At 75.4% G+C, this 18,938-nt stretch carries 20 protein-coding genes; 14 read left to right on the top strand and 6 right to left on the bottom strand.

Translation table 11 applies throughout. The features are described 5' to 3' along the window. Nucleotides 1–47: 47 nt before the first annotated feature. From J4709_RS09040 to J4709_RS09030, 3 genes are read left to right on the top strand one after another with little or no spacing between them, the layout of a single operon-like run. The gene (locus J4709_RS09040; protein ID WP_208239018.1) at nucleotides 48–1,322 is read left to right on the top strand and encodes an acyl-CoA dehydrogenase family protein; all 1,275 of its coding nucleotides are present in this window, start codon (nucleotides 48–50) and stop codon (nucleotides 1,320–1,322) included. Beyond that, a complete protein-coding gene (locus tag J4709_RS09035; protein WP_208239016.1) occupies nucleotides 1,319–2,521 on the top strand; it encodes an acyl-CoA dehydrogenase family protein in 1,203 nt (400 codons plus the stop codon). Before J4709_RS09040 ends, J4709_RS09035 begins: the two co-directional genes overlap by 4 nt. Next, entirely contained in the window at nucleotides 2,521–3,627 is a 1,107-nt protein-coding gene (locus tag J4709_RS09030; protein WP_208239014.1) for an acyl-CoA dehydrogenase family protein, read from the top strand. The genes J4709_RS09035 and J4709_RS09030 overlap by 1 nt, the downstream gene beginning before the upstream one ends. Before the next feature lie 32 nt (nucleotides 3,628–3,659). Here J4709_RS09030 and J4709_RS09025 read toward each other — a convergent pair whose 3' ends face one another. After that, on the bottom strand, nucleotides 3,660–4,649 hold the full coding sequence (locus J4709_RS09025) for a BtrH N-terminal domain-containing protein (protein WP_208239012.1): 990 nt from the start codon (nucleotides 4,647–4,649) through the stop codon (nucleotides 3,660–3,662). Nucleotides 4,650–4,718: 69 nt separating this feature from the next. Then, nucleotides 4,719–5,570, bottom strand: coding sequence for a DUF72 domain-containing protein (locus J4709_RS09020; protein ID WP_232383182.1), 852 nt, complete (start codon nucleotides 5,568–5,570; stop codon nucleotides 4,719–4,721). Nucleotides 5,571–5,654: 84 nt separating this feature from the next. Between J4709_RS09020 and J4709_RS09015 the strand changes: the two genes are divergently transcribed. The 5 genes from J4709_RS09015 (at nucleotide 5,655) to J4709_RS08995 (ending at nucleotide 10,535) form a co-directional block, all read left to right on the top strand. Continuing rightward, complete coding sequence (locus tag J4709_RS09015) at nucleotides 5,655–6,467, top strand: SAM-dependent methyltransferase (RefSeq protein WP_208239009.1); 813 nt, start codon at nucleotides 5,655–5,657, stop codon at nucleotides 6,465–6,467. Between the two features lie 155 nt (nucleotides 6,468–6,622). After that, nucleotides 6,623–8,329: a glycosyltransferase family A protein gene (locus J4709_RS09010; protein WP_208239007.1), complete on the top strand. Its 1,707-nt coding sequence runs from the start codon at nucleotides 6,623–6,625 to the stop codon at nucleotides 8,327–8,329. Nucleotides 8,330–8,431: 102 nt separating this feature from the next. Then, a complete protein-coding gene (locus tag J4709_RS09005) occupies nucleotides 8,432–9,175 on the top strand; it encodes a DedA family protein (protein ID WP_208239005.1) in 744 nt (247 codons plus the stop codon). Between the two features lie 61 nt (nucleotides 9,176–9,236). Next, nucleotides 9,237–9,593 (top strand): BlaI/MecI/CopY family transcriptional regulator, encoded by a 357-nt coding sequence (locus tag J4709_RS09000; protein ID WP_208239004.1) that lies wholly within the window; start codon nucleotides 9,237–9,239, stop codon nucleotides 9,591–9,593. Nucleotides 9,594–9,599: 6 nt separating this feature from the next. Further along, nucleotides 9,600–10,535, top strand: a complete 936-nt coding sequence (locus J4709_RS08995) for a M56 family metallopeptidase (RefSeq protein WP_208239003.1) — start codon at nucleotides 9,600–9,602, stop codon at nucleotides 10,533–10,535. Between the two features lie 9 nt (nucleotides 10,536–10,544). Here J4709_RS08995 and J4709_RS08990 read toward each other — a convergent pair whose 3' ends face one another. Continuing rightward, the gene (locus J4709_RS08990; RefSeq protein ID WP_208239002.1) at nucleotides 10,545–10,928 is read right to left on the bottom strand and encodes a BlaI/MecI/CopY family transcriptional regulator; all 384 of its coding nucleotides are present in this window, start codon (nucleotides 10,926–10,928) and stop codon (nucleotides 10,545–10,547) included. 80 nt (nucleotides 10,929–11,008) lie between these two features. Continuing rightward, nucleotides 11,009–12,421: a MocR-like pyridoxine biosynthesis transcription factor PdxR gene (gene pdxR / locus J4709_RS08985; RefSeq protein WP_208239001.1), complete on the bottom strand. Its 1,413-nt coding sequence runs from the start codon at nucleotides 12,419–12,421 to the stop codon at nucleotides 11,009–11,011. A gap of 47 nt (nucleotides 12,422–12,468) precedes the next feature. Between pdxR and J4709_RS08980 the strand changes: the two genes are divergently transcribed. Both J4709_RS08980 and J4709_RS08975 read left to right on the top strand, forming a co-directional pair. Then, on the top strand, nucleotides 12,469–13,674 hold the full coding sequence (locus tag J4709_RS08980) for an MFS transporter (protein WP_208239000.1): 1,206 nt from the start codon (nucleotides 12,469–12,471) through the stop codon (nucleotides 13,672–13,674). A 51-nt stretch (nucleotides 13,675–13,725) separates the two neighbouring features. Further along, nucleotides 13,726–14,490, top strand: coding sequence for an enoyl-CoA hydratase/isomerase family protein (locus tag J4709_RS08975; RefSeq protein ID WP_208238999.1), 765 nt, complete (start codon nucleotides 13,726–13,728; stop codon nucleotides 14,488–14,490). Between the two features lie 40 nt (nucleotides 14,491–14,530). Here the strand turns inward: J4709_RS08975 and J4709_RS08970 are convergent, their stop codons facing one another. Together J4709_RS08970 and J4709_RS08965 are read right to left on the bottom strand one after the other, a co-directional pair. Then, nucleotides 14,531–15,349 (bottom strand): SDR family oxidoreductase, encoded by an 819-nt coding sequence (locus J4709_RS08970; protein ID WP_208238998.1) that lies wholly within the window; start codon nucleotides 15,347–15,349, stop codon nucleotides 14,531–14,533. 12 nt (nucleotides 15,350–15,361) lie between these two features. After that, nucleotides 15,362–16,123 carry an SDR family NAD(P)-dependent oxidoreductase gene (locus J4709_RS08965; protein ID WP_208238997.1) on the bottom strand — a complete coding sequence of 254 codons (762 nt, stop codon included), beginning with the start codon at nucleotides 16,121–16,123 and terminating at the stop codon, nucleotides 15,362–15,364. Nucleotides 16,124–16,173: 50 nt separating this feature from the next. Here J4709_RS08965 and J4709_RS08960 point away from each other — a divergent pair, with 50 nt between their 5' ends. From J4709_RS08960 to J4709_RS08945, 4 genes are all read left to right on the top strand, one after another. Then, entirely contained in the window at nucleotides 16,174–17,067 is an 894-nt protein-coding gene (locus J4709_RS08960; RefSeq protein ID WP_208238995.1) for an SDR family NAD(P)-dependent oxidoreductase, read from the top strand. A gap of 2 nt (nucleotides 17,068–17,069) precedes the next feature. Continuing rightward, complete coding sequence (locus J4709_RS08955; protein ID WP_208238993.1) at nucleotides 17,070–17,555, top strand: nitroreductase family deazaflavin-dependent oxidoreductase; 486 nt, start codon at nucleotides 17,070–17,072, stop codon at nucleotides 17,553–17,555. A 108-nt stretch (nucleotides 17,556–17,663) separates the two neighbouring features. Continuing rightward, nucleotides 17,664–18,197, top strand: a complete 534-nt coding sequence (locus J4709_RS08950) for a PadR family transcriptional regulator (RefSeq protein ID WP_208238992.1) — start codon at nucleotides 17,664–17,666, stop codon at nucleotides 18,195–18,197. Further along, nucleotides 18,194–18,934 carry an ABC transporter ATP-binding protein gene (locus J4709_RS08945; protein ID WP_208238991.1) on the top strand — a complete coding sequence of 247 codons (741 nt, stop codon included), beginning with the start codon at nucleotides 18,194–18,196 and terminating at the stop codon, nucleotides 18,932–18,934. Before J4709_RS08950 ends, J4709_RS08945 begins: the two co-directional genes overlap by 4 nt. Nucleotides 18,935–18,938 lie beyond the last annotated feature (4 nt).

Raw genomic sequence — 18,938 nt, 5'->3', positions numbered from 1 at the left:
GGCCGCCCCGGTGCCAAGCTGGCCAGAGCAAGCGTTAGGGAGGGTGTGTGGACTTCGAGCTGCCCGCGGAGCTGACCCGGCTGCTGGCCGATCTCGACGCGTTCGTCGAGCGCGAGATCGCGCCGCTGCAGGCTCAGGACGACAACGAGCGCTTCTTCGACCACCGCCGCGAGTACGCGCGCACCGACTTCGAGAGCGGCGGCGTGCCGCGCCGGGAGTGGGAGGAGCTGCTCGGCGAGATGTTCCGGCGGGCGGACGCGGCCGGCTGGCTGCGCTACGGCCTGCCCAAGGAGCTCGGCGGCTCCGGCGGCACCAACCTCGACATGGCGGTGATCCGCGAGCACCTCGCGCACAAGGGCCTCGGGCTGCACAACGACCTGCAGAACGAGTCGTCGGTCGTCGGGAACTTCCCGTTCGCCCACATGCTGCTGGAGTTCGGGACGGACGAGCAGAAGCAGGAGTTCCTCGAGCCGATGCTCGCCCGCGAGAAGCGGATCGGCTTCGGGCTCACCGAGCCCGACCACGGCAGCGACGCGACCAGGATGGAGACCACCGCCGTCCGCGACGGCGGCGACTGGGTCCTCAACGGCGCCAAGCGCTTCAACTCCGGCATGCACTCGGCCACCCACGACGTGGTGTTCGCCCGCACGTCCGGCGAACCGGGCGACGCGCGCGGCATCACCGCGTTCTTCGTGCCGACCGGCGCCCCGGGGTTCTCCGTCGACTTCCACTGGTGGACGCTCAACATGCCCACCGACCACGCGGAGGTCACCATCCGCGACGTGCGGGTGCCGGACTCGGCGGTGTTCGGCGCCGAGGGCGAGGGGCTCGCGGTCGCGCAGTCGTTCGTGCACGAGAACCGGATCCGGCAGGCGGCCTCCGGCGTCGGCGCGGGCCAGTACTGCATCGACCGCAGCGTCGAGTACGCGCGGGAACGCGTGACGTTCGGCAAGCCCCTCGCGACGCGGCAGGCGATCCAGTGGCCGCTGGTGGAGCTGCAGACCGAGGCGGAGATGCTGCGCGGGCTCGTCCGCAAGACGGCCTGGGAGCTGGACCGCGTCCCGCACCTGCAGATCAGCGACAAGGTCTCGATGTGCAACTACCGCGCGAACCGGTTCGTGTGCGAGGCGGCCGACCGCGCGATGCAGGTGCACGGCGGCCTGGGCTACACGCGGCACACCCCGTTCGAGCACATCTACCGCCACCACCGCCGCTACCGGATCACCGAGGGCGCCGAGGAGGTCCAGATGCGCAAGGTGGCCGGCTACCTTTTCGGCTTCGCCGGCCCGAACAGGGCGGGCAGGGGCGGGGAGAAGGGATGACGGAGGACTACCGCGCGAAGGCGCGCGCGTGGCTGGCCGCCAACGCCCCCGGATCCGTCGCCGAGCTGCCGCCCGCCGAGCGGCTGAGCGCGTCCAAGCGGTTCCAGGCGGCGCTGTACGAGGCGGGCTTCGCCGGCATCACCTGGCCGGTGGAGGCGGGCGGGCAGGGGCTCGGCACGGCCGAGCAGCAGATCTTCGCCGAGGAGGCCGCCGAGCACGACCTGCCGACCTACCCGTTCATCGTCAACACGGGGATGGCCGGGCCGACGCTCGTCGACCTCGGCACGCCCGAGCAGAAGGACCGCTACCTGCGGCCGCTGCTCGGCGGCGAGGAGATCTGGTGCCAGCTGTTCTCCGAGCCGGGCGCCGGATCGGACGTGGCGAGCCTGCAGACCAGGGCCGTCCGCGACGGCGGCGGCTGGGTCGTGAACGGGCAGAAGGTCTGGACGACCAACGCGCAGTGGGCCGACTTCGGGGCGCTGCTCGCCCGCACCGACCCCGGCGTCCCGAAGCACGCGGGCATCACGATGTTCATCGTGGACATGCACGCGCCCGGCGTGACCGTCCGGCCGCTGAAGGACATGTCCGGCAGGGCGCCGTTCAACGAGGTGTACCTCGACGACGTGCGGATCCCCGCGGACGCGGTCATCGGCGAGGTCGGGCAGGGCTGGCGGGCGGCGATCACCATGCTCGGGCACGAGCGGGTGTCGATCGGCTCGTCCCGCCCGTCCCGCAGCAGCGCGCTGGCGTTCGACGCGGTCCTCGACCTGGCCCGGCGGCAGGGCGTCACCGACGTCCCGGCACAGCGCGAGCGGCTCGCCGGACTCTACGCGCACGAGCGTGCGCTGGAGCTGTTCAACGCGCGGATGCGGCAGGAGGCGCAGGCCGGGCGTCCGCCGGGGGCGCGCGGGTCGGTCGCCAAGCTCGCGGGCGCGCTCCAACTGCGCCGCGCCATCGAGGTCGCCGGGGAACTGGCCGGAGCGGGCGCGGTCGCGTGGGAGCCGGGCGACCCGCACGGCGACGGCCTCGCGCTCGGCATCAACTCCGCGCCCGCGTCGGCGATCGCGGGCGGCACCAACGAGGTGCAGCGCAACATCATCGGCGAGCGGATCCTCGGCCTGCCGAAGGAACCGCAGGTGGACCGGGACGTCCCGTTCCGCGACCTGAAGGTCGGCACGCAGCGGACGGAGGACGCCTGATGAGGCTCGTTCTGGACCCCGAGCAGGAGGCGCTGCGCGACACCGTCCGCAAGGTGCTCGCCGACCGGGCGCCGAGCGCGAAGGTCCGCGAGGCGATGGACTCGCAGGACGGGTTCGACCGCGACCTGTGGCGCACCCTCGGCGACCTCGGCGTCCTCGGGCTGGTCGTACCGGAGTCGTTCGGCGGCTCCGGCGCGGGCCACGCGGAGCGCGCCGTCGTCCTCGAGGAACTCGGCGGCGCGCTGACTCCCGCGCCGTTCCTCGCGTCGGCCGTCCTCGCCACCGACGCGCTGCTGGCCCTCGACGACGTCGGCGCCGGCGGCGACCACCTGCCGAAACTGGCCGCCGGCGAGCTGATCGGCACGGTCGCCGCCGCCGAGGACGGCGCCTGGGACCTCGCCGGCGGCGCCACCGCGGCGGCCGAGCGCGACGGCCGCTGGGAGCTGACCGGCACCAAGACCCCGGTGCTCGCCGGCGACTGCGCCGACCTCGTCCTGGTGTACGCGCGGACGCCCGCCGGGCCCGGCTGGTTCGCGGTGGAGCGCGGCGCGCCCGGCGTCACCCGCACGACCCTGACCGGCCTCGACCCCACCCGGCGGCTCGCCCGGATCGACTTCGACGCCGCCCCCGCCCGCCGGCTGATCAGCGCCGACCCCGGCGCGGCGCTGGAGACGGTCACCGGCCTCGCCGCCGTCGCGCTCGCCGCCGAGCAGGTCGGCGGGATGCGCCGCGCGATGGAGCTGACCGTCGGCTACGCCAAGGCGCGGGTGCAGTTCGGCCGCCAGATCGGCTCCTACCAGGCCGTCAAGCACGGCTGCGCCGACATGTACAGCGCATGGGAGCTGGCCCTGTCGGTCGCGCGGTACGCCGCCTGGACCGCCGACCACGACATCGCCGAACTTCCCACGGCCGCCGCGCTGGCGCAGACCTACATCGGTCCCGCCTACTTCCGCACGGCGACGGACATGGTCCAGTACCACGGCGGCATCGGCTACACCTGGGAGCACGACGCGCACCTGTACTACAAGCGCGCGAAGAGCTCCGAGCTGCTGTTCGGCCCGCCGGGCGAGCACCGCGCCCGCCTCGCCGACCAGCTCCAGATCTAGCCGGTCCCGGGGGAAGAGGGGCTCTTCGGGAGTCATTCGGCCAGGCGGCTCAGCGCCTGCATCGCCTCGCGCTCAAGGCGTGAAAGGTCATCGAGGACGGCGCCGGCCTTGACGAGGCTCTGCGCATCGCCCGATTCCCCGGCCTGCGCGACCAGCGCCGCCACTTCGGTCCACAGGGTGGCCGCCTCGGCGTACAGCCCATGGCCGGTGCGCAGGTGGCCGCTGTCGATCATCTGCATGCATTCGGCGAGGAAGTCGCGGTAGAAGTTGCGGAACAGGGCGCCGCCGGTGCCCGCCCTCTCCATCAGCATGGCGGCCTGCGGCAGGTCCCGCCGCGGGTCGTCGGTCCGCTTGAGCCAGGTGCGCACCAGCCTGCCGGCCTTCTCGATGCCCCGGTGGCCGAGGTTGGCGATGGGCGGGTCGAGGAAGGCGTCGGCGCAGGCGGTGATCGCCTGCACGACCACCTCCTGTGGCGAGGGCACGTCCTTGGGAGTGGTGATCGTGAACGACCGGTGCTTGGCGGTCATCGGGCCGCGCGCCGCTCTGGCCTCGGCGAGGCTGGTCAGGCTGGTCTTCACCTTTCCGCCCTGCTGGTCGGTGTCCACCAGGTAGGCGTCGTGGTCGTCGTAGCCGTACATGGCGACGACATGACCGCCGAAGTGCACCTTCGACCCGAAGTAGTCCAGGTGGTAGCTGTCGAGCTGCAGCCCGATGGGGCGTCCGGCGTCGAGCGCGGCGACCGCGTTGTCCCAGGCTCTGCGGGGTGAGGTGGTCTCCTGGACCCGCAGCTCCAGCCGGAGCCGGCCGGCCAGGTTCCTGGTGAGCTCGAACGGTTTGACCCGTCCCCCGAGGAACGGGAAGCCCATGTTCTTGGCGTCCCAGTAGATGAAGGACAGGCCGGAACCGAGACCGAAGAGCATGGGCTCGGACAGGCCGATTCCCTGGTGCCGCAGCAGCACCGCCAGGGCGGTCGTCTCGCAGTGCCGCGTCCCAGGCGCTTCAACGTCGATCACCGTGGCCATGCCCCACCTCTCCGGACGGTCGCCCTCATGCTGGACTCTCCCCTGGTGGGAGAGTCCAGCGCGGTCCCCTCAAAAGAGCGTGGGCGGCTCGGCGGGCACCGGTTCGGGGAGCGGCTCCAGCTCCGGGACGAGGGCCCGCACGTCGTCGTGGAAGCGGCGGGCCAGCGGCAGCGCCTCGGCGTTGTCGGGGGTGTGCACGAACACCGTCGGCGAGCGTCCCTCCCGCAGCCACCCGGCGACCTTCTCCGCCCACGGCCCCCAGCCCTCGACCGTGCGGTCGACGTCGTCCCGGCCGAGATAGCGGACGACGGGACGGTCGGTCAGCGCGGGCGCCCGGCGCGGGACGCGCGGCTTCTTCGTCCACGCGTCCCGCTCGGCGTCGCTGGTCGGCGGGCTCCGGAACAGGACGGTGGTGTCGAACGGCACCCACTCGGCCCCGGCCCCGCCGAGCACCCGCATGAGGTCGCGCGCGGCCCCGGGGTCCTCGAAGAACGCCCGGTGCCGCACCTCGACGGTGTACCGGTACTCCGGCGGCAGGCCGCGCAGGAACGCCGCCAGCGCGCCGACGTCCCGGGGGCCGAACGCGCCGGGCAGCTGGACCCAGAGGGCGTGGACGCGGGGCCCGAGCGGTTCGACCGCCGCCAGGAACGCCCGCAGCTCCTCGCCCGCGTTCGCGAGCCGCCGCTCGTGCGTGATCGTCTTCGGCAGCTTGAGCAGGAAGCGGAAGTCCGGCGCGGTCTGCCGCGCCCACGTCTCCACGGTCGCCCGCGTGGGCGTCGCGTAGAACGTCGTATTGCCCTCGACGGCGTTGCACCACGACGCGTAGGCGCGCAGCCGCTCCGCCGGAGGCAGCGGATGGGGCAGGAAACGGCCCTGCCACGGCGTGTGCGCCCACATCGCGCATCCCACATGAAGCCGCATGGACGCGACGTTATCGGAGGCGGCGCGGGCATCCGGCCCGGCGGTTAGGGTGATCGCACTACTGCGAGCGGAAGGCGGTGGCCGGTGAGCGGTCCCGAGCAGGCACCGGCGGGGGTCGACACCACCGTCCCGAGTGTGGCGCGGATGTACGACTACTACCTGATGGGCAAGGACAACTATCAGGTGGACCGGGACGCGGCGGAGAAGGTCATCGCGGCCAGCCGGGAGAGCGGCACCGACATCCGGGTCGCGGCGCGCGACAACCGCGGCTTCCTCGGCCGCGCCGTGCAGGCGCTCGCCGAGGCCGGCGTCCGCCAGTTCATCGACGTCGGCGCCGGGCTGCCGACGCAGGAGAACGTGCACCAGGTCGCGCTGCGCTGCGCGCCCGACTCGCGGGTGGTGTACGTCGACAACGACCCGATGGTGCTCGTGCACGCCCGCGCGCTGCTCGCCGCGGACCGGGCCGCGACCGTCGTCGACGGGGACCTGCGCGATCCGCGGAGCGTCCTGGAGCACCCCGGCGTCGTCTCGCGGATCGACTTCGCCGAGCCCGTCGCCATCGTGTTCTGCGCGGTGCTGCAGTTCGTGCCGGACGACCTGGAGGCCGCGGCGATCGTCGGCGCGTTCCGGGACCGGTGCTCCGCCGGAAGCCACCTCGTCGTCTCGCACCCGTTCCCGGGCGAGCGCCCGGGGGAGGCGTTCGAGGAGATCGGCGACGTCTACACCACGACGTCCTCGGGGTCGTTCACCCTGCGCGGCCGGGCCGCCGTCGGGAGACTGCTCGCCGGCACCGAACTGCTGGAGCCGGGGCTGGTCCCGGTGCAGAGCTGGCGCGGCGACGTGCCGGCCGACTTCACCGTCCCCTCCTACCTGGGCGGCGTCGGCCGCATCGGCTGACCCGGCGCCCCCGTGCGGGCGCGCGCCGTCCGGACGTCCCGCGTTCGCGGCGGGGTGTCCCGGCGCTTACGTTCCGATAACCCTCCGCCTCCTAACATCCGGCCAGTGGCCTGTTCATGTGCCGGTGAGCCGACCGGGGCGAGGAGGTGGGCCGGGTGCTGCCGGACCCGGACGTGACCGTCGTCGTGGTCGCCCGCGGCGAGCCCCGCGGGCTCGCCCGCGCCGTCCGCTCGGCGCTGGAGCAGTCGCTGCCGGGCGTCGAGGTCGTGATCGTCGACGAGGCGGGCGGCGCCGCGTCCGCGCGCGCGGCGGCCCGGCTCGTCGCGGGCGCGCGGGACCGGGTGCGCGCCTTCGCGCTCCAGGAGCGCTCGGGCGGCGACGGCCGGGCCCGCAACCTCGGCCTGCGCTACGCGCGCGGCCGCTACGTGATGTTCCTCGACGCAGCCGACGCCCTCGACCCGCACGCCTGCAAGACCATGGTGACCGCCGCGGCGCAGGCGGGCGCCGACCTCGTCGCGGGACGCTGCGTCCAAGCGTCCCGCGGCGGGGAACGGACCGGGTTTCCGGAGCTGTACGCCGAGCGGCGGCTCCATCCGTCGATCTCGCGCGCGCCGGAGCTGCTGGACGACGCGGCGGCCGCCGGCAAGTGCTACCGGCGCGCGTTCCTGGAGCGCGAGGGGCTGCGGTTCGTCGACCGGCTGCGGCACGCGGACCTGCTGTTCACCGCCGCCGCGTACGCCGCGGCCGAGCCGATCGCGGTCGTGCCCGACCGGGTCCACCACCGGTCCGCGGACCACAGGGGCGTCCCGCGGACCGACCTCGGCGACTTCGCCGACCGGCTGGAGATCCTCCGGCGGACCGGCGCGCTGCTGCGCGCGCGGGGCGCCGAGGCGCTCGCGCGCCGGGTGGAGGCGCGGTTCGTCGGCCGGGTGCTGCCGGGCTGCCTGCGCGAGCTGCGCGGCCGCGAGCCCGGGCACCGGCAGGCGTTCGTCGAGCTGGCCCGCGGCTACCTCGCCGGGCTGGACGAGGCGCTGCTCGCCGGGTCCGGGCGGATGCCGGCGATCGCCGCGCTCATGGTCCTGGAGGGCGACGCCTCCGCGGCGATGGCCGCCGCCGACTACGCGCCCCGCGGCGCCGGGCGGCCCGTCCTCGCGGTCGAGCCGGTGGAGCGGGACGGGCGCGTCTACTGGCCGGGCGCCGGCCTGGGCACCGCGCTGGGCCGCCGCGTCCTGGACATCACCGACCTCGGCATCGCGACCGCCCCGCTGGGCGCGCTGCGGCTCGGCGGCGAGGTCACCCGGATGCGCCGCGCCGGCCGGGCGCTGCGCGTGTCGGGGACCGTCGCCAACCCGCTCGGCCGGCTCGGGCCCGGCACCGGCCTCGGCGGCGCCCTGGAGATCCGCGACCGGCACCGCGCCGGCCGGGTGTTCGAGGTGCCGGTGACGGTCCGGGCCCGCGGCGGGGAGATCACCTGGGAGGCGGTGTTCGTCCCGGACGCCGTGATCCGCCCGACCGGCCTCGCCGACCGGACCTGGGGGCTGTGGCTGAGGCTGCGCGCGGGCGCGAGCACCGTCGAGGTCCGGCTGACCTCCGACGGCACCGCGCACCGGGGGCTGCTCCTGCCCGTCCGGCCCCGGTTGACCCGGGCGGCGGGCGACCGGCTGGAGCCCTACGTCGCCGAGACCGGCGAGCTGGCGCTGCGTGTCGCGGCAGCCGGCTGGCCCGCGCGGGCGGCGCTGCCCGCGCTGCGCCGCGCCGGCCGGTCGCGGCTGCGCCCGGCGGCCCGCGGCCGCACCGGACCGCCGGGGGATCGGCTCGGGGATCCCGCTTCCGGCCCGCCGGCCCGCCCGGCCGTGCGATGATCACCGGGTGCGACGCGGTCGCGACCCCCGTCTACATGCGTGTAGATTTCGGGGACGCCGGACCGGGCGGGCGCCCGGTCCCTCCTGAACACGGGGGATCCCATGATCGACGCCTTCGGCGCACTGCCCGCGGCGGTGAACCCGCTGGACGCGGGGTCGCTGCTGGCGGCCTTCGGCGCCATCGGCATCGCCGTGGTGATGTTCGCCGAGACCGGACTGCTGATCGGCTTCTTCCTGCCGGGCGACTCGCTGCTGTTCACCGCCGGCCTGCTGTGCACGGCGAGCTCGCACGGCGACACCCGGCTCTCGCTGCCGGCGGTGCTCGCCGCCGCCGCCTTCGGCGCCTTGGCCGGCGCCCAGACCGGCTTCATCATCGGCCGGCGGGGCGGGCGCGCGCTGCTCGCCCGCAGCCGCAACCGGCACCTGCTGGAAGGCGTCCAGCGGGCGGAGGAGTTCCTCGCCCGGTACGGGCACGGCAAGGCCATCGTGCTGGCCCGGTTCGTCCCGGTCGTCCGGACCGTCCTGAACCCGCTGGCCGGCGCCCTGGACGTGCCCACGCGCGTGTTCACGATCTGGCAGATCGCCGGCGGGCTGGTGTGGAGCCTCGGCCTGGTGATGGGCGGCTACCTGCTCGGCTCCTCCATCCCGAACGTGGACCACTACCTGCTGCCCGCCGTCGCTGTGATCGTCGCGCTGTCGCTGATCCCGGTCGCCGTCGAACTGCTCAAGGGGCGCCGCAAGAAGGCGGGTTCCCGGGGCCGTCCGGCCGGCCCGGGAGACCAGGCGGACGCGGCGCCGCCGCGCCGCCCGGCGGGCTCGCGCGGCGCGCACCGGCGGGTGAGGTGAGCGCCCCTCGTGCCAGACTGGGCCGTGCGGGGCGGCCGGCGGGTTTCACGAGGGGGCGCCGATGACCGGCGGACGCAGGGCGGCGGGCGCCCTGGAGTCGGAGATCATGGAAGTGCTGCAGGGGGCGGCGGAACCGCTGACCCCGGCGGGCGTGCGACGGCACCTGGACGGCGACCTGGCCTACACCACGGTCGTGACGATCCTCACCCGCATGCACGCCAAGGGGCTGCTGGTCCGCCAGAAGTCCGGCCGCGCCTACCGGTACGCGCCGGTGAGCGACGAGCCCGGGCTGGTCGCCCGGCGCATGTACCAGGCCCTGGACGGGCGGCCCGACCGCGCCGCCGTCCTCGCGCGGTTCGTGGAGTCCCTGTCCGCCCAGGACGAGCGGCTGGTCCGCACGCTGCTCGGAGGCGGGTGAGCGGCCATGGACCTGGACGGCCTGCTGCCCCTGGTGCTGCCCGCCGTGATGGCCCTCGCCGCGCGCCCGCTGTCGGGGCGGCTGCCGCCGCGCACCGCGACCTGGCTGCTCACCGGCACCGCGGTCGTGCTGGCGCTGGCGAGCACCGCGACGCTGGCGGTGCTGGCGCTGGGCGGGGCGCTGCGGCTGCCGGTGATCGCGGCGCTCGGCCACCTGTCGGAGCACGTCCTGCACCGCGACCCGCAGACCAGCCCGCTGGTGGCGACGGTCGCGGGCCCCGCGCTGGTCGCGAGCCTGGGCGCGGCGGGCTGCGCCGCCGTGCAGCGGGTCCGCGCCCTGCTCGCGGGCGCGAAGGCGGCGCGCGAACTGCCCGGCGGGGGGATCGTCGCCGTGGTCGAGGACGAGGGGGCGGACGCGTTCGCGCTGCCCGGCCGCCCGGGCCGCGTCGTCGTGTCGACCGGGATGCTGTCGATCCTCGACGAGGCCGAGCGGCGGGTGCTGCTCGCGCATGAGCGGGCCCACCTGGCGGGGCGGCACCACTGGTTCCGCGCGCTCGTCCATGTCGCGACGGCCGCGAACCCGCTGCTGTGGCCGCTGCGCGGCGCCGTGACCTTCACGACCGAGCGCTGGGCGGACGAGCGGGCCGCCGCCGGCGCCGACCGGGAGCGGGCCGCCCGCGCGATCGGCAAGGCCGCCCTCGCGCACAACGGGCGCCCCGGGCTCGGGCACGCCGCCGCCCTCGGCATCGGGCGGGTCGCCGGGCTCGGCCGCCGCCGGCCGGGGCCGTTGCCGCGCCGCGTCGCCGCGCTGCTCGCGCCCCCGCTCCCGCACCGCCGGTGGCTCGTCGTGGCCACGGCCGCGCTGGTCGTCCTGTCGGTGTGGGCCGCCAACGACGGGGTGCTCGACCTGCACCAGCTGATCGAGCACGCCCAGACCCGCTGAGCCGGCCGGTCAGTCCCCGTCGGTGGCGGGCGGCCGTCCCAGCAGGTCGCGCAGGAGCCGCTCGTCGGTCTCGCTCAGGTCGGAGACGAAGCGGGCCAGCACGCCCGGACGCTCCTCGCCGCTGCGGTCGAGCTCGGTGTGCATACGGCGGGCGGTGAGCGCCGCGGTGTCCTCGACGGCGGCGCTGTAGGCGAAGGTGCGCCCGGCGGGGACCCGGCGGAGCAGGCCCTTGGCGTGCAGGCGGGACAGGATCGTGGCGACCGTCGTGCGGGCCAGGCCGTCGCCGAGGGCGGCGCGGACGTCGCGCGCGGTCAGCGGCCGCGCGGCGGCCCAGATCGTCTCGAGCACCGCCGATTCCAGCTCGCCCGAGGGGCGGCGCGCTGCGGAGGTCACGGACCGAAGTGTGCCACACCGCCGGCGGCGACCCCATGGACGGCAGGTGGACGGCGGGCGTCGGCACGCGTCGGCGCTGGTCAGCGCGGTGCGAGGAGGTCGCCGACGGCGGCGATGCCCGCCCGGACGGCCCGCTCTCCGGTGTTGCCGAACCCGAGCACGAGCTGCACCGGGGCGTCCCCGCCGTCGGCGCGGCACATGCTCATCCCGTGCAGCCCGACCCCGCGCGCGCGGGCCGCCTCGACCAGCGCGGCCTCGCCGCCGGGGACGTCGAGGTGCGCGACGGCGTGGAATCCGGCGTCCAGGCCCGTCACCCGTACGCCGGGCGCGTGCTCGGCGAGCGCCGCGAGCAGCGCGGTTCGGCGCGCGGCGTACACCGCCCGCATCCGGCGCAGGTGCCGGTCGTAGCGGCCCGACTCGACGAGCCGGGCGAGCGCGAGCTGGTCGAGCGCCGGGGAGCCGCGGTCGTTGAGCAGCTTGTGCTCCAGGACCGTCCCCGCGAGCGAGGGCGGGGCGAGCAGCCAGCCGAGGCGCAGCGCGGGCGCCAGCGACTTGCTCACCGTGCCGATCGAGACGACCCGGTCGGCGGCGAGGCCCTGCAGCGCGCCGACCGGCTCGCGGTCGTAGCGGAACTCGGCGTCGTAGTCGTCCTCGATGATCACGGCGTCCCGGTCCGCCGCCCACGCGATCAGCTCCAGGCGGCGGCGCGGCGCCATGACCACGCCGGTCGGCCACTGGTGCGCCGGGGTGACGACCACCGCGCGGGCGCCGGTGGCGGCGAGCGCCCGCACGTCGACGCCGTCCTCGTCGACCGGCACCGGAACCGCGTCCAGCCCCGCCCACGCCGCGGCGGCCTCGGTGGAGCGGGGACCGCCGGGGTTTTCGTAGGCGACCGTCCGGACCCCCGCCCTGGCCAGGGCGCTGAACGCCAGCACCAGCCCCTGGGCGTGGCCGGAGCAGACGACGATCCGGTCCGGCTCCGCGGCCGCGGCCCGGACGCGCCGCAGGTATCCGGCCAGGACCTCGCGCAGGGCCGCGGCGCCCGCCGGGTCGCCGTAGTCGAGCGCGGCGGTCGGGATCGCCCGCCCCGCCTCGCGGACCGCCCACAGCCAGTCGGCCATCGGGAAGGAGCCGAGGTCGGGCACCCCGGGACGGAAGTCGGCGATCAGCCGGGCGGGCGGGGGAGCGGGCCGCGCGGGCGCCGCCGGGGCCGGGGGCACCGCACCGGCCGCGACGCGGGTGGCCGAGCCGGTCCGCGTGGCGAGGTACCCCTCCGCCCGCAGCTGGGCGTAGCACTCCTGGATCAGCCCGCGGGAGATCCCCAGCGTCCGGGCCAGCTCCCGGGAGGACGGCAGCCGCTCGCCGACCCGCAGCCGCCCGCCCCGGATCGCGTCCCTGACCTGGCGTTCCAGCTGGCAGCGCAGCGGCTCGGCGGACGCCCTGTCCAGCGTCAGCAACAGTTCGGGGGACGAACCGGACCACTCCAGCGGCATGGAAGTGGAGCTTATCGGCGGTCCGCCCGGTCCCTAACGTGATCGGCATGACGACGCACTGCCCTGAGGCGCCCGCCCCGCTCACGAGGCCGCCGCTCATGACCCGTCCGCTGCTGCTGCGCTTCGTGTCGCTGCTCGGCTCGGCGGTCAGCTTCTACCTGCTGCTGTCGGTGGCGCCGATCTACGCCCAGGGCACGGGCGGTGGCGGCGGCGCGGCGGGCCTGGCGACGGGCGCGCTGATGGCGGCCACCGTGGCCGGCGAGCTCGGCACCCCGTGGCTGGCGAACCGGTACGGCTACCGGGCCGTGCTCGGTGCCGGGCTGGTGCTGCTCGGCGCGCCCGCCCTCGTGCTGACGCTGTCGTCGGGCCTGCCGTGGATCGTCCTGATCTGCCTGCTGCGCGGCTTCGGGTTCGCGCTCACGGTGGTCGCCGGGGGCGCACTGACCGCCGCGCTGATCCCGGACGAGCGGCGCGGCGAGGGCCTGGCGCTCGTCGGGATCGTCGCGGGCGCCCCCGCCCTGGGCGCGCTGCCTCTCGGCGTCTGGGCCGCGCGGCACTTCGGGTACACGCCGGTCGCCGTGGCCGCGGGCGTCGCCGCCCTCGCCGCGGTGGCCTCGGTGCCCGGGCTGCCGGACGGTGATCGCGGCGCCGGGCGGGGCGCCGGGGTGCTCGCGGGGCTGCGGACGCCGGCGCTGGCGCGGCCCGCGCTCGTCTTCGGCGCGTCCGCGCTGGTCGCCGGGATCATCGTCACGTTCCTGCCGCTCGCCGTCGCGTCCGCGTCCGCCGGGGTCGTGGCGGCGGCGCTGTTCCTGCAGCCGCTCGCCTCGACCGCCGCCCGCGTCGCCGCGGGCCGGATCGGCGACCGGCGCGGTGCGGCCGGGATGGTGCCGCCCGGCGTGGTCCTGTCGGCGGCCGGCGTGCTGCTCACCGCGCTGACCGGCCACGACGTCGCCGTGCTGGCCGGGGTTACGGTGTTCGGCGTCGGCTTCGGGCTGCTGCAGAACGCCACGCTCGTCCTGATGTACGCGCGGACGCCGCGGTCCGGGTACGGCACGGTCAGCGCCCTGTGGAACCTCGCCTACGACGCCGGGATGGGCGCGGGCGCGCTCGGCTTCGGGCTGGTCGCCGGGCGGACCGGCTACCCGTGGGCGTTCGTCCTCACCGCGGCGCTGCTGGCGGCGGCGCTGCCCGTGGCGCTGCGGGACGTGCGCGGCGGGTCCCGCTCACCGGGCGCCGTCCCCGGCACCGAGTGACAAATATTGTATCAAGTATCTTCAGACGGAGATCTTGAGGAGGACCCGGCGATGACCGAGACGCTGCGGATCGAGGACGACGGCGCGGTGCGGACGCTGGTCTTCGCGCGCCCCGAGGCGGCCAACGCCTTCAACGAGGAGCTGTACCACGCCGCCGCCCGGGCCCTGCGGGACGCCGCGTCCGACGACGGCGTGTCGGTCGTGCTGCTGACGGGGGAGGGCCGCGCCTTCACCGCCGGGACCGACATCAAGGAGATGGCCGAGATCGCCCGCGACCACGCCGCCGGCCGCTCGGACCAGGAGATGGGCAGCGGGTTCGTCGCGCTCGTGGACGCGCTGGCCGAGTTCACCAAGCCGCTCATCGCGGCGGTGAACGGCTCGGGCGTCGGGCTGGGGATCACGATGCTGGGCCACTGCGACGTGGTGCTCATCGCCGAGCACGCGCGGCTGATGGCGCCGTTCGCGTCGATGGGCGTCGTGCCGGAGGCGGCGGGCAGCTACCTGCTGCCCGCGCGCATGGGCCACCAGCAGGCCGCGCTCGCGCTGTTCACCGGGAACTGGGTCACCGCCGAGGAGGCCGTGCGGTGCGGCCTGGCGCTGCGCGCCTGCCCGGCCGAGACGCTGCTGGACACGGCCCGGGGGATCGCGGGCGAGATCGCCGCCAAGCCGCTCGCGTCGCTGGTGGCGACGAAGGAGCTGATCGTCGCGTCCCGGCGCGAGGAGGTGCGGCGCGCCCGCGAGCGCGAGGACGCCGCGTTCGCGCGGCTGCTCGGCGACGCGGCCGCGGGCGACCGCATCGCCTCCCGGCTCGGCTGACCCGCCTCCCGGCTCGGCGGGCCCGCCGGCCGCGCCGGGGTCACTCCTGCGCGGGCAGGCCGCGCAGTGCCGCCTCGCCGAACAGCGGCTCGAACACCGAGGAGTAGTCGGGGCCGCGGCGCAGGTGGTGGCCGCCGTCCACGTTGATGATCTGCCCGGTGATCCAGGACGAGTCCGGGCCGGCCAGGAACCCGACGGCGGCGGCGATGTCCTCGGGCTCGCCGACCCGCGCCAGCGGCATGCAGGACAGGTAGTCCTCCAGCACGGGCCCGGTGTCGGCGATGCCCGCGACGAGTTCGGTGCGGGTCAGCCCGGGGCGGATCCCGTTCACCCGGATCCCCGCGCCGCCCAGCTCGTCGGCGGCCAGTTGGACGAGGTGGTCCACGGCCGCCTTCGACACCCCGTACGCGCCGAACCAGCGGTGCGTGTTCGACGAGGCGATCGACGAGATCGCGATGATCGAGCCGCCGCCCGCGCCCGCCATCGCCCGCGAGGCGTGCCGGATCGTCAGCATGGTGCCGGTGGCGTTCAGCTCCATCGTCGCCCGCCAGGCGTCGAGGTCGAGGTCCCCGATCGGCCCGATGGAGCTGGATCCGCCGGCGCACGCCACCGCCGTCCGCAGCGGCCCGCGCTCGGCCGCCGCCGCGACGGCGTTCGCGACCTGCGCGTCGTCGGTGACGTCCGCGACGACGTACCCGATGCCCTTCCCGGCCTTGCCGGCGGCCTCCCGCAGCCGCTCCTCGGTGCGGCCGCAGATGGTGACGGCCGCGCCCTGCTCGGCGAGCCGCACGGCGCAGCCGAGCCCGATGCCGCTGCCGCCGCCGGTGACCAGCGCCGCCGTGCCGTCCAGGTTTCCCATGCCGTCTCCTCTTCAGCGGTCGACGGCGGTGGTGCCGCCGTCGACCGTCAGGTGCGTGCCGGTGATGAAGGACGCCTCGTCGCTCATGAGGAACCGGACCGCCGCGGCCACCTCCTCGGGGCGGCCGAGCCGCCCGACCGGGGCCTTCGCCGCGAACGCCGGCCGCATCTGCGGCGGGACGTCCGTGCTGAGCATCGGGGTGTCGATGTACCCGGGGCAGACGGCGTTGACGCGGACGCCGTCGCCGGCGAGCAGCTGCGCCATCGACCGGGTGAGGCCGAGCAGCCCCGCCTTGGACGCGCAGTACGACGGGATGAACAGGCTCCCGAGGAACGCCTCGATCGAGGCGATCCCGACGATCGCCGAGCCCTCCTGCGCGCGCAGGTCGTCCAGCAGCGCCTGGGACAGCAGCGCGTGCGCCCGCAGGTTGACGTGCTGGACCGCGTCCCAGCGCGCCTCGTCGAGGTCGCCGACCGCGGCGGGCCCGGAGATCCCGGCGGCGTGCACGAGGCCGCCGATCGGGCCGAGCGCGGCGCGGCTGCGCTCGATCGCGTCCGGGAACGCGGCCGAGTCCGTCACGTCGATGCCGACGGCGAGCGCCGCCGTCCCGGTCTCCGCGGTGATGGCGGAGGCGACCCCGGCCGCGTCGGAGCGGTCCCACAGGGCGACGGGGCGGCCGGCCTCGGCGAGGGCGAGGGCGCAGGCGGCCCCGATGCCCGAGGCCGCTCCGGTGACGACGACCGCGGTGCCGGAGGACGCGCTGCGGATCGCCATGGCGACTCCTCGATACTTGATACTTGATACAAGTTCAGATCGAGATTAGCGTGCTGGCGATCCCGCCGACAGGGGCGGGCGCGCCCACGCTGGAGGCTGCGGTGCGGGAACTGCGCGGGACGGCGGCGGCCGTGACCGGCGCCGGAAGCGGCATCGGCCGCGCGCTGGCCGTCCGGCTGGCGCGCGAAGGCGTGAGCCTCGCGCTCGCCGACATCGACGCCGAGGCCCTCGACGAGACCGAACGGGCCCTGAGCCCCGGTACCTCGGTCATCACGCAGGTCACCGACGTCGGCGACGAGGAGTCGGTGCGGGCGTTCGCCGACCGCGCCTTCGCCGCCCTCGGCGAGGTGCGCCTGCTGTTCAACAACGCGGGCGTCTACATGGGCGGGCGCACGTGGACGCGCCCCGCCGCCGACTTCGAATGGACGCTGCGGGTCAACCTCTGGGGCATCCTGCACGGCATCCGCGCCTTCGTCCCCCGCATGATCGAGCAGGGCGGCGAGGGGCACATCGTCAACACCTGCTCGGTCGCCGGGCTTTTCGTCGGCCCGGGCGCCGCGCCCTACACCGTCTCCAAGTGGGCGGCGTTCGCCGCGACCCTCAGCCTCGCCCAGGAACTCGCGCTGGAGAACTCGCCGCTGCGCGTCTCCGCCCTGTGCCCCGGCGGCGTGCAGACGCGCATCCACGAGTCGGAACGGGGCCGTCCGGCAAGCCTGGCAAGCGAGCCGGGTGAGGACTCCGCGTTCATGGGCGAGATGATCGCCCAGACCGTCGCGGACGGCATCCCGGTGGAGAAGGTGGTGGAGGCGACGCTGAGCGCCGTCCGCGAGGGCCGCTTCCTCGTCCTCACCCACCCCGAGTACGAGCCCGGCCTCGCCGAGCAGGCCGCGGCTTTTGCCACCGGGCGCCTGCCGCGGATGCCCGACTTCGAATGGAAGGGGTGACGATGTCGCCTGCGACCAGTGCCGCGCCCAAGGGCATGGACTCGCCGATCGTCCCGAAGATCCTCAAGGTCATGGCGCGGATGAACATCGCGCTCTACCGCGCGACCGGCGGACGGGTGGGCGGCACCTGGCGGATCGGCGCCGGCTTCCGCAAGGGCGTCCCGATCTGCCTGCTCACCACCAAGGGCCGCAAGACCGGCAAGCCCCGTACGCAGCCGCTGCTGTACATGCCGGACGGCGACCGCGTCGTCATCGTCGCGTCCCAGGGCGGGCTGCCCAAGCATCCCCTCTGGTATCTCAACCTGTGCGCGGACGCGCGCGTCACCGTGCAGGTGCGGCGCGACGTCCGCCGCATGCGCGCCCGCACCGCCTCGTCCGACGAGCGCGAGGCGCTGTGGCCCCGCCTGCTCGACGTGTACGCCGACTTCGACAAGTACCAGTCCTGGACGGACCGGGAGATCCCGGTCGTCATCTGCGAGCCCGCCTAGCCGGCCCGGTCACTCTTCTTACCGCCGTCGGACCCGCCCGTCGGCGGCTTCCGCTTGACCGCCTTGATGGCTAACCGCTATTCATTAGCTAGCCGTTAGGGGTGGTGCATGCAGGACGCGGTGCTGGCGATGCTCGCGAAGGAACCGTCGCACGGTTACCTCCTGCGCGAGCGGCTCCGGCGCGCCCTCGGGCCGCTCGGGGAGTCGATGAACGCGGGCCAGGTCTACGTGACCCTGACCCGGCTGGAGAAGGCCGGGCTGGTCGCGTCCGAGCACGCCGAGGGGTTGCCCGACCGGCCGGACCGCAAGGTCTACGCGCTGACGCCCGCCGGCCAGCGGCGGGTGGCCGCCTGGCTGAGCGAGGTGAGCTGGCCGAAGCCGAACCTGGCGGAGTTCCACCTCAAGCTCGCCGCCGCGGCCGCGGGCCGGCTCGCCGATCCGGTGGAGCTGGTCGACGCGCAGCGCCGCGAGCTGATGCGCCGCCTCGGCGAGGCGCAGCGCGCGGTGCTGGCCGAGCCGGACGGCTCGACCGCCGGCCTGCTGCTGGAGGGCATCGCGCTGCGGCTGCAGGCCGACCTGCGCTGGTTGGAGGCCTGCGAGCGGGTCTGGTCGAAGGTCGTCGACGAATCCGAGGACGCATGAACGAGTTCGGCGCGGTGCTGCAGGCCCGCGGCCTGGCCAAGGAGCACGGCCAGGGGCAGGGGCTGGTCCGGGCGGTCGACGAGGTCGACCTGGACGTCCCGGCCGGGCAGATGCTGGCGGTGACGGGGCCGTCCGGCTGCGGGAAGTCAACGCTGCTGCATCTGCTGGGAGGGCTGGAGCGGCCGAGCCGCGGCGAGGTACGGCTCGCCGGGCGGCGGATCGACGCCCTGAGCGAGCGGGCGCTGGCCCGGCTGCGGCGCCGGTCGGTGGGGTTCGTCTTCCAGGCGTTCCATCTGGTGGAGGAGCTGTCGGCGCGGGAGAACGTGGAGCTTCCCGTGCTGCTGGCTGGCCGTTCGCCGCGCGCGGCCAAGAAGCGCGCGGCCATGCTGCTGGAGCGGGTCGGGCTCGCCGACCGGGCGCGGCACCTGCCGTGGGAGCTGTCGGGCGGGCAGCGGCAGCGGGTCGCCATCGCCCGTGCGATGGCCAATGAGCCGGCGGTGCTGCTGGCCGACGAGCCGACCGGGAACCTGGACACCGCGGCGACGCTCGACGTGCTGCGGCTCTTCGAGGGGCTGCGCGCCGCCGGGCAGACGCTGGTGATCGTCACGCACGACGAGCGGGTCGCGGCCACCGCGGACCGGGTCGTCTCGATGCGCGACGGGGCGTTCGTCGACGACACCCGGCTGGCCGGCCACGCCACCGGAGGGCTCGGCGAGATGTTCGGGCTGGAGTACTGAGCGC

This window comes from Actinomadura violacea (assembly GCF_017573465.1).
Lineage (GTDB): Bacteria > Actinomycetota > Actinomycetes > Streptosporangiales > Streptosporangiaceae > Spirillospora > Spirillospora violacea.
Note: the sequence above shows the minus strand (reverse complement) of the source record. Positions and strands in the feature narration are given on the sequence as shown.

Coding starts and splice junctions, on each gene's coding strand:
- J4709_RS08950 (WP_208238992.1), top strand. CDS start 17,664: ATGCAGGACGCGGTGCTGGCGATGCTCGCGAAGGAACCGTCGCACGGT.
- J4709_RS09005 (WP_208239005.1), top strand. CDS start 8,432: ATGATCGACGCCTTCGGCGCACTGCCCGCGGCGGTGAACCCGCTGGAC.
- J4709_RS09000 (WP_208239004.1), top strand. CDS start 9,237: ATGACCGGCGGACGCAGGGCGGCGGGCGCCCTGGAGTCGGAGATCATG.
- J4709_RS08995 (WP_208239003.1), top strand. CDS start 9,600: ATGGACCTGGACGGCCTGCTGCCCCTGGTGCTGCCCGCCGTGATGGCC.
- pdxR (WP_208239001.1), bottom strand. CDS start 12,421: ATGCCGCTGGAGTGGTCCGGTTCGTCCCCCGAACTGTTGCTGACGCTG.
- J4709_RS08970 (WP_208238998.1), bottom strand. CDS start 15,349: ATGGGAAACCTGGACGGCACGGCGGCGCTGGTCACCGGCGGCGGCAGC.
- J4709_RS08945 (WP_208238991.1), top strand. CDS start 18,194: ATGAACGAGTTCGGCGCGGTGCTGCAGGCCCGCGGCCTGGCCAAGGAG.
- J4709_RS08965 (WP_208238997.1), bottom strand. CDS start 16,123: ATGGCGATCCGCAGCGCGTCCTCCGGCACCGCGGTCGTCGTCACCGGA.
- J4709_RS08975 (WP_208238999.1), top strand. CDS start 13,726: ATGACCGAGACGCTGCGGATCGAGGACGACGGCGCGGTGCGGACGCTG.
- J4709_RS09030 (WP_208239014.1), top strand. CDS start 2,521: ATGAGGCTCGTTCTGGACCCCGAGCAGGAGGCGCTGCGCGACACCGTC.
- J4709_RS09020 (WP_232383182.1), bottom strand. CDS start 5,570: ATGCGGCTTCATGTGGGATGCGCGATGTGGGCGCACACGCCGTGGCAG.
- J4709_RS09035 (WP_208239016.1), top strand. CDS start 1,319: ATGACGGAGGACTACCGCGCGAAGGCGCGCGCGTGGCTGGCCGCCAAC.
- J4709_RS09025 (WP_208239012.1), bottom strand. CDS start 4,649: ATGGCCACGGTGATCGACGTTGAAGCGCCTGGGACGCGGCACTGCGAG.
- J4709_RS08980 (WP_208239000.1), top strand. CDS start 12,469: ATGACGACGCACTGCCCTGAGGCGCCCGCCCCGCTCACGAGGCCGCCG.
- J4709_RS08955 (WP_208238993.1), top strand. CDS start 17,070: ATGTCGCCTGCGACCAGTGCCGCGCCCAAGGGCATGGACTCGCCGATC.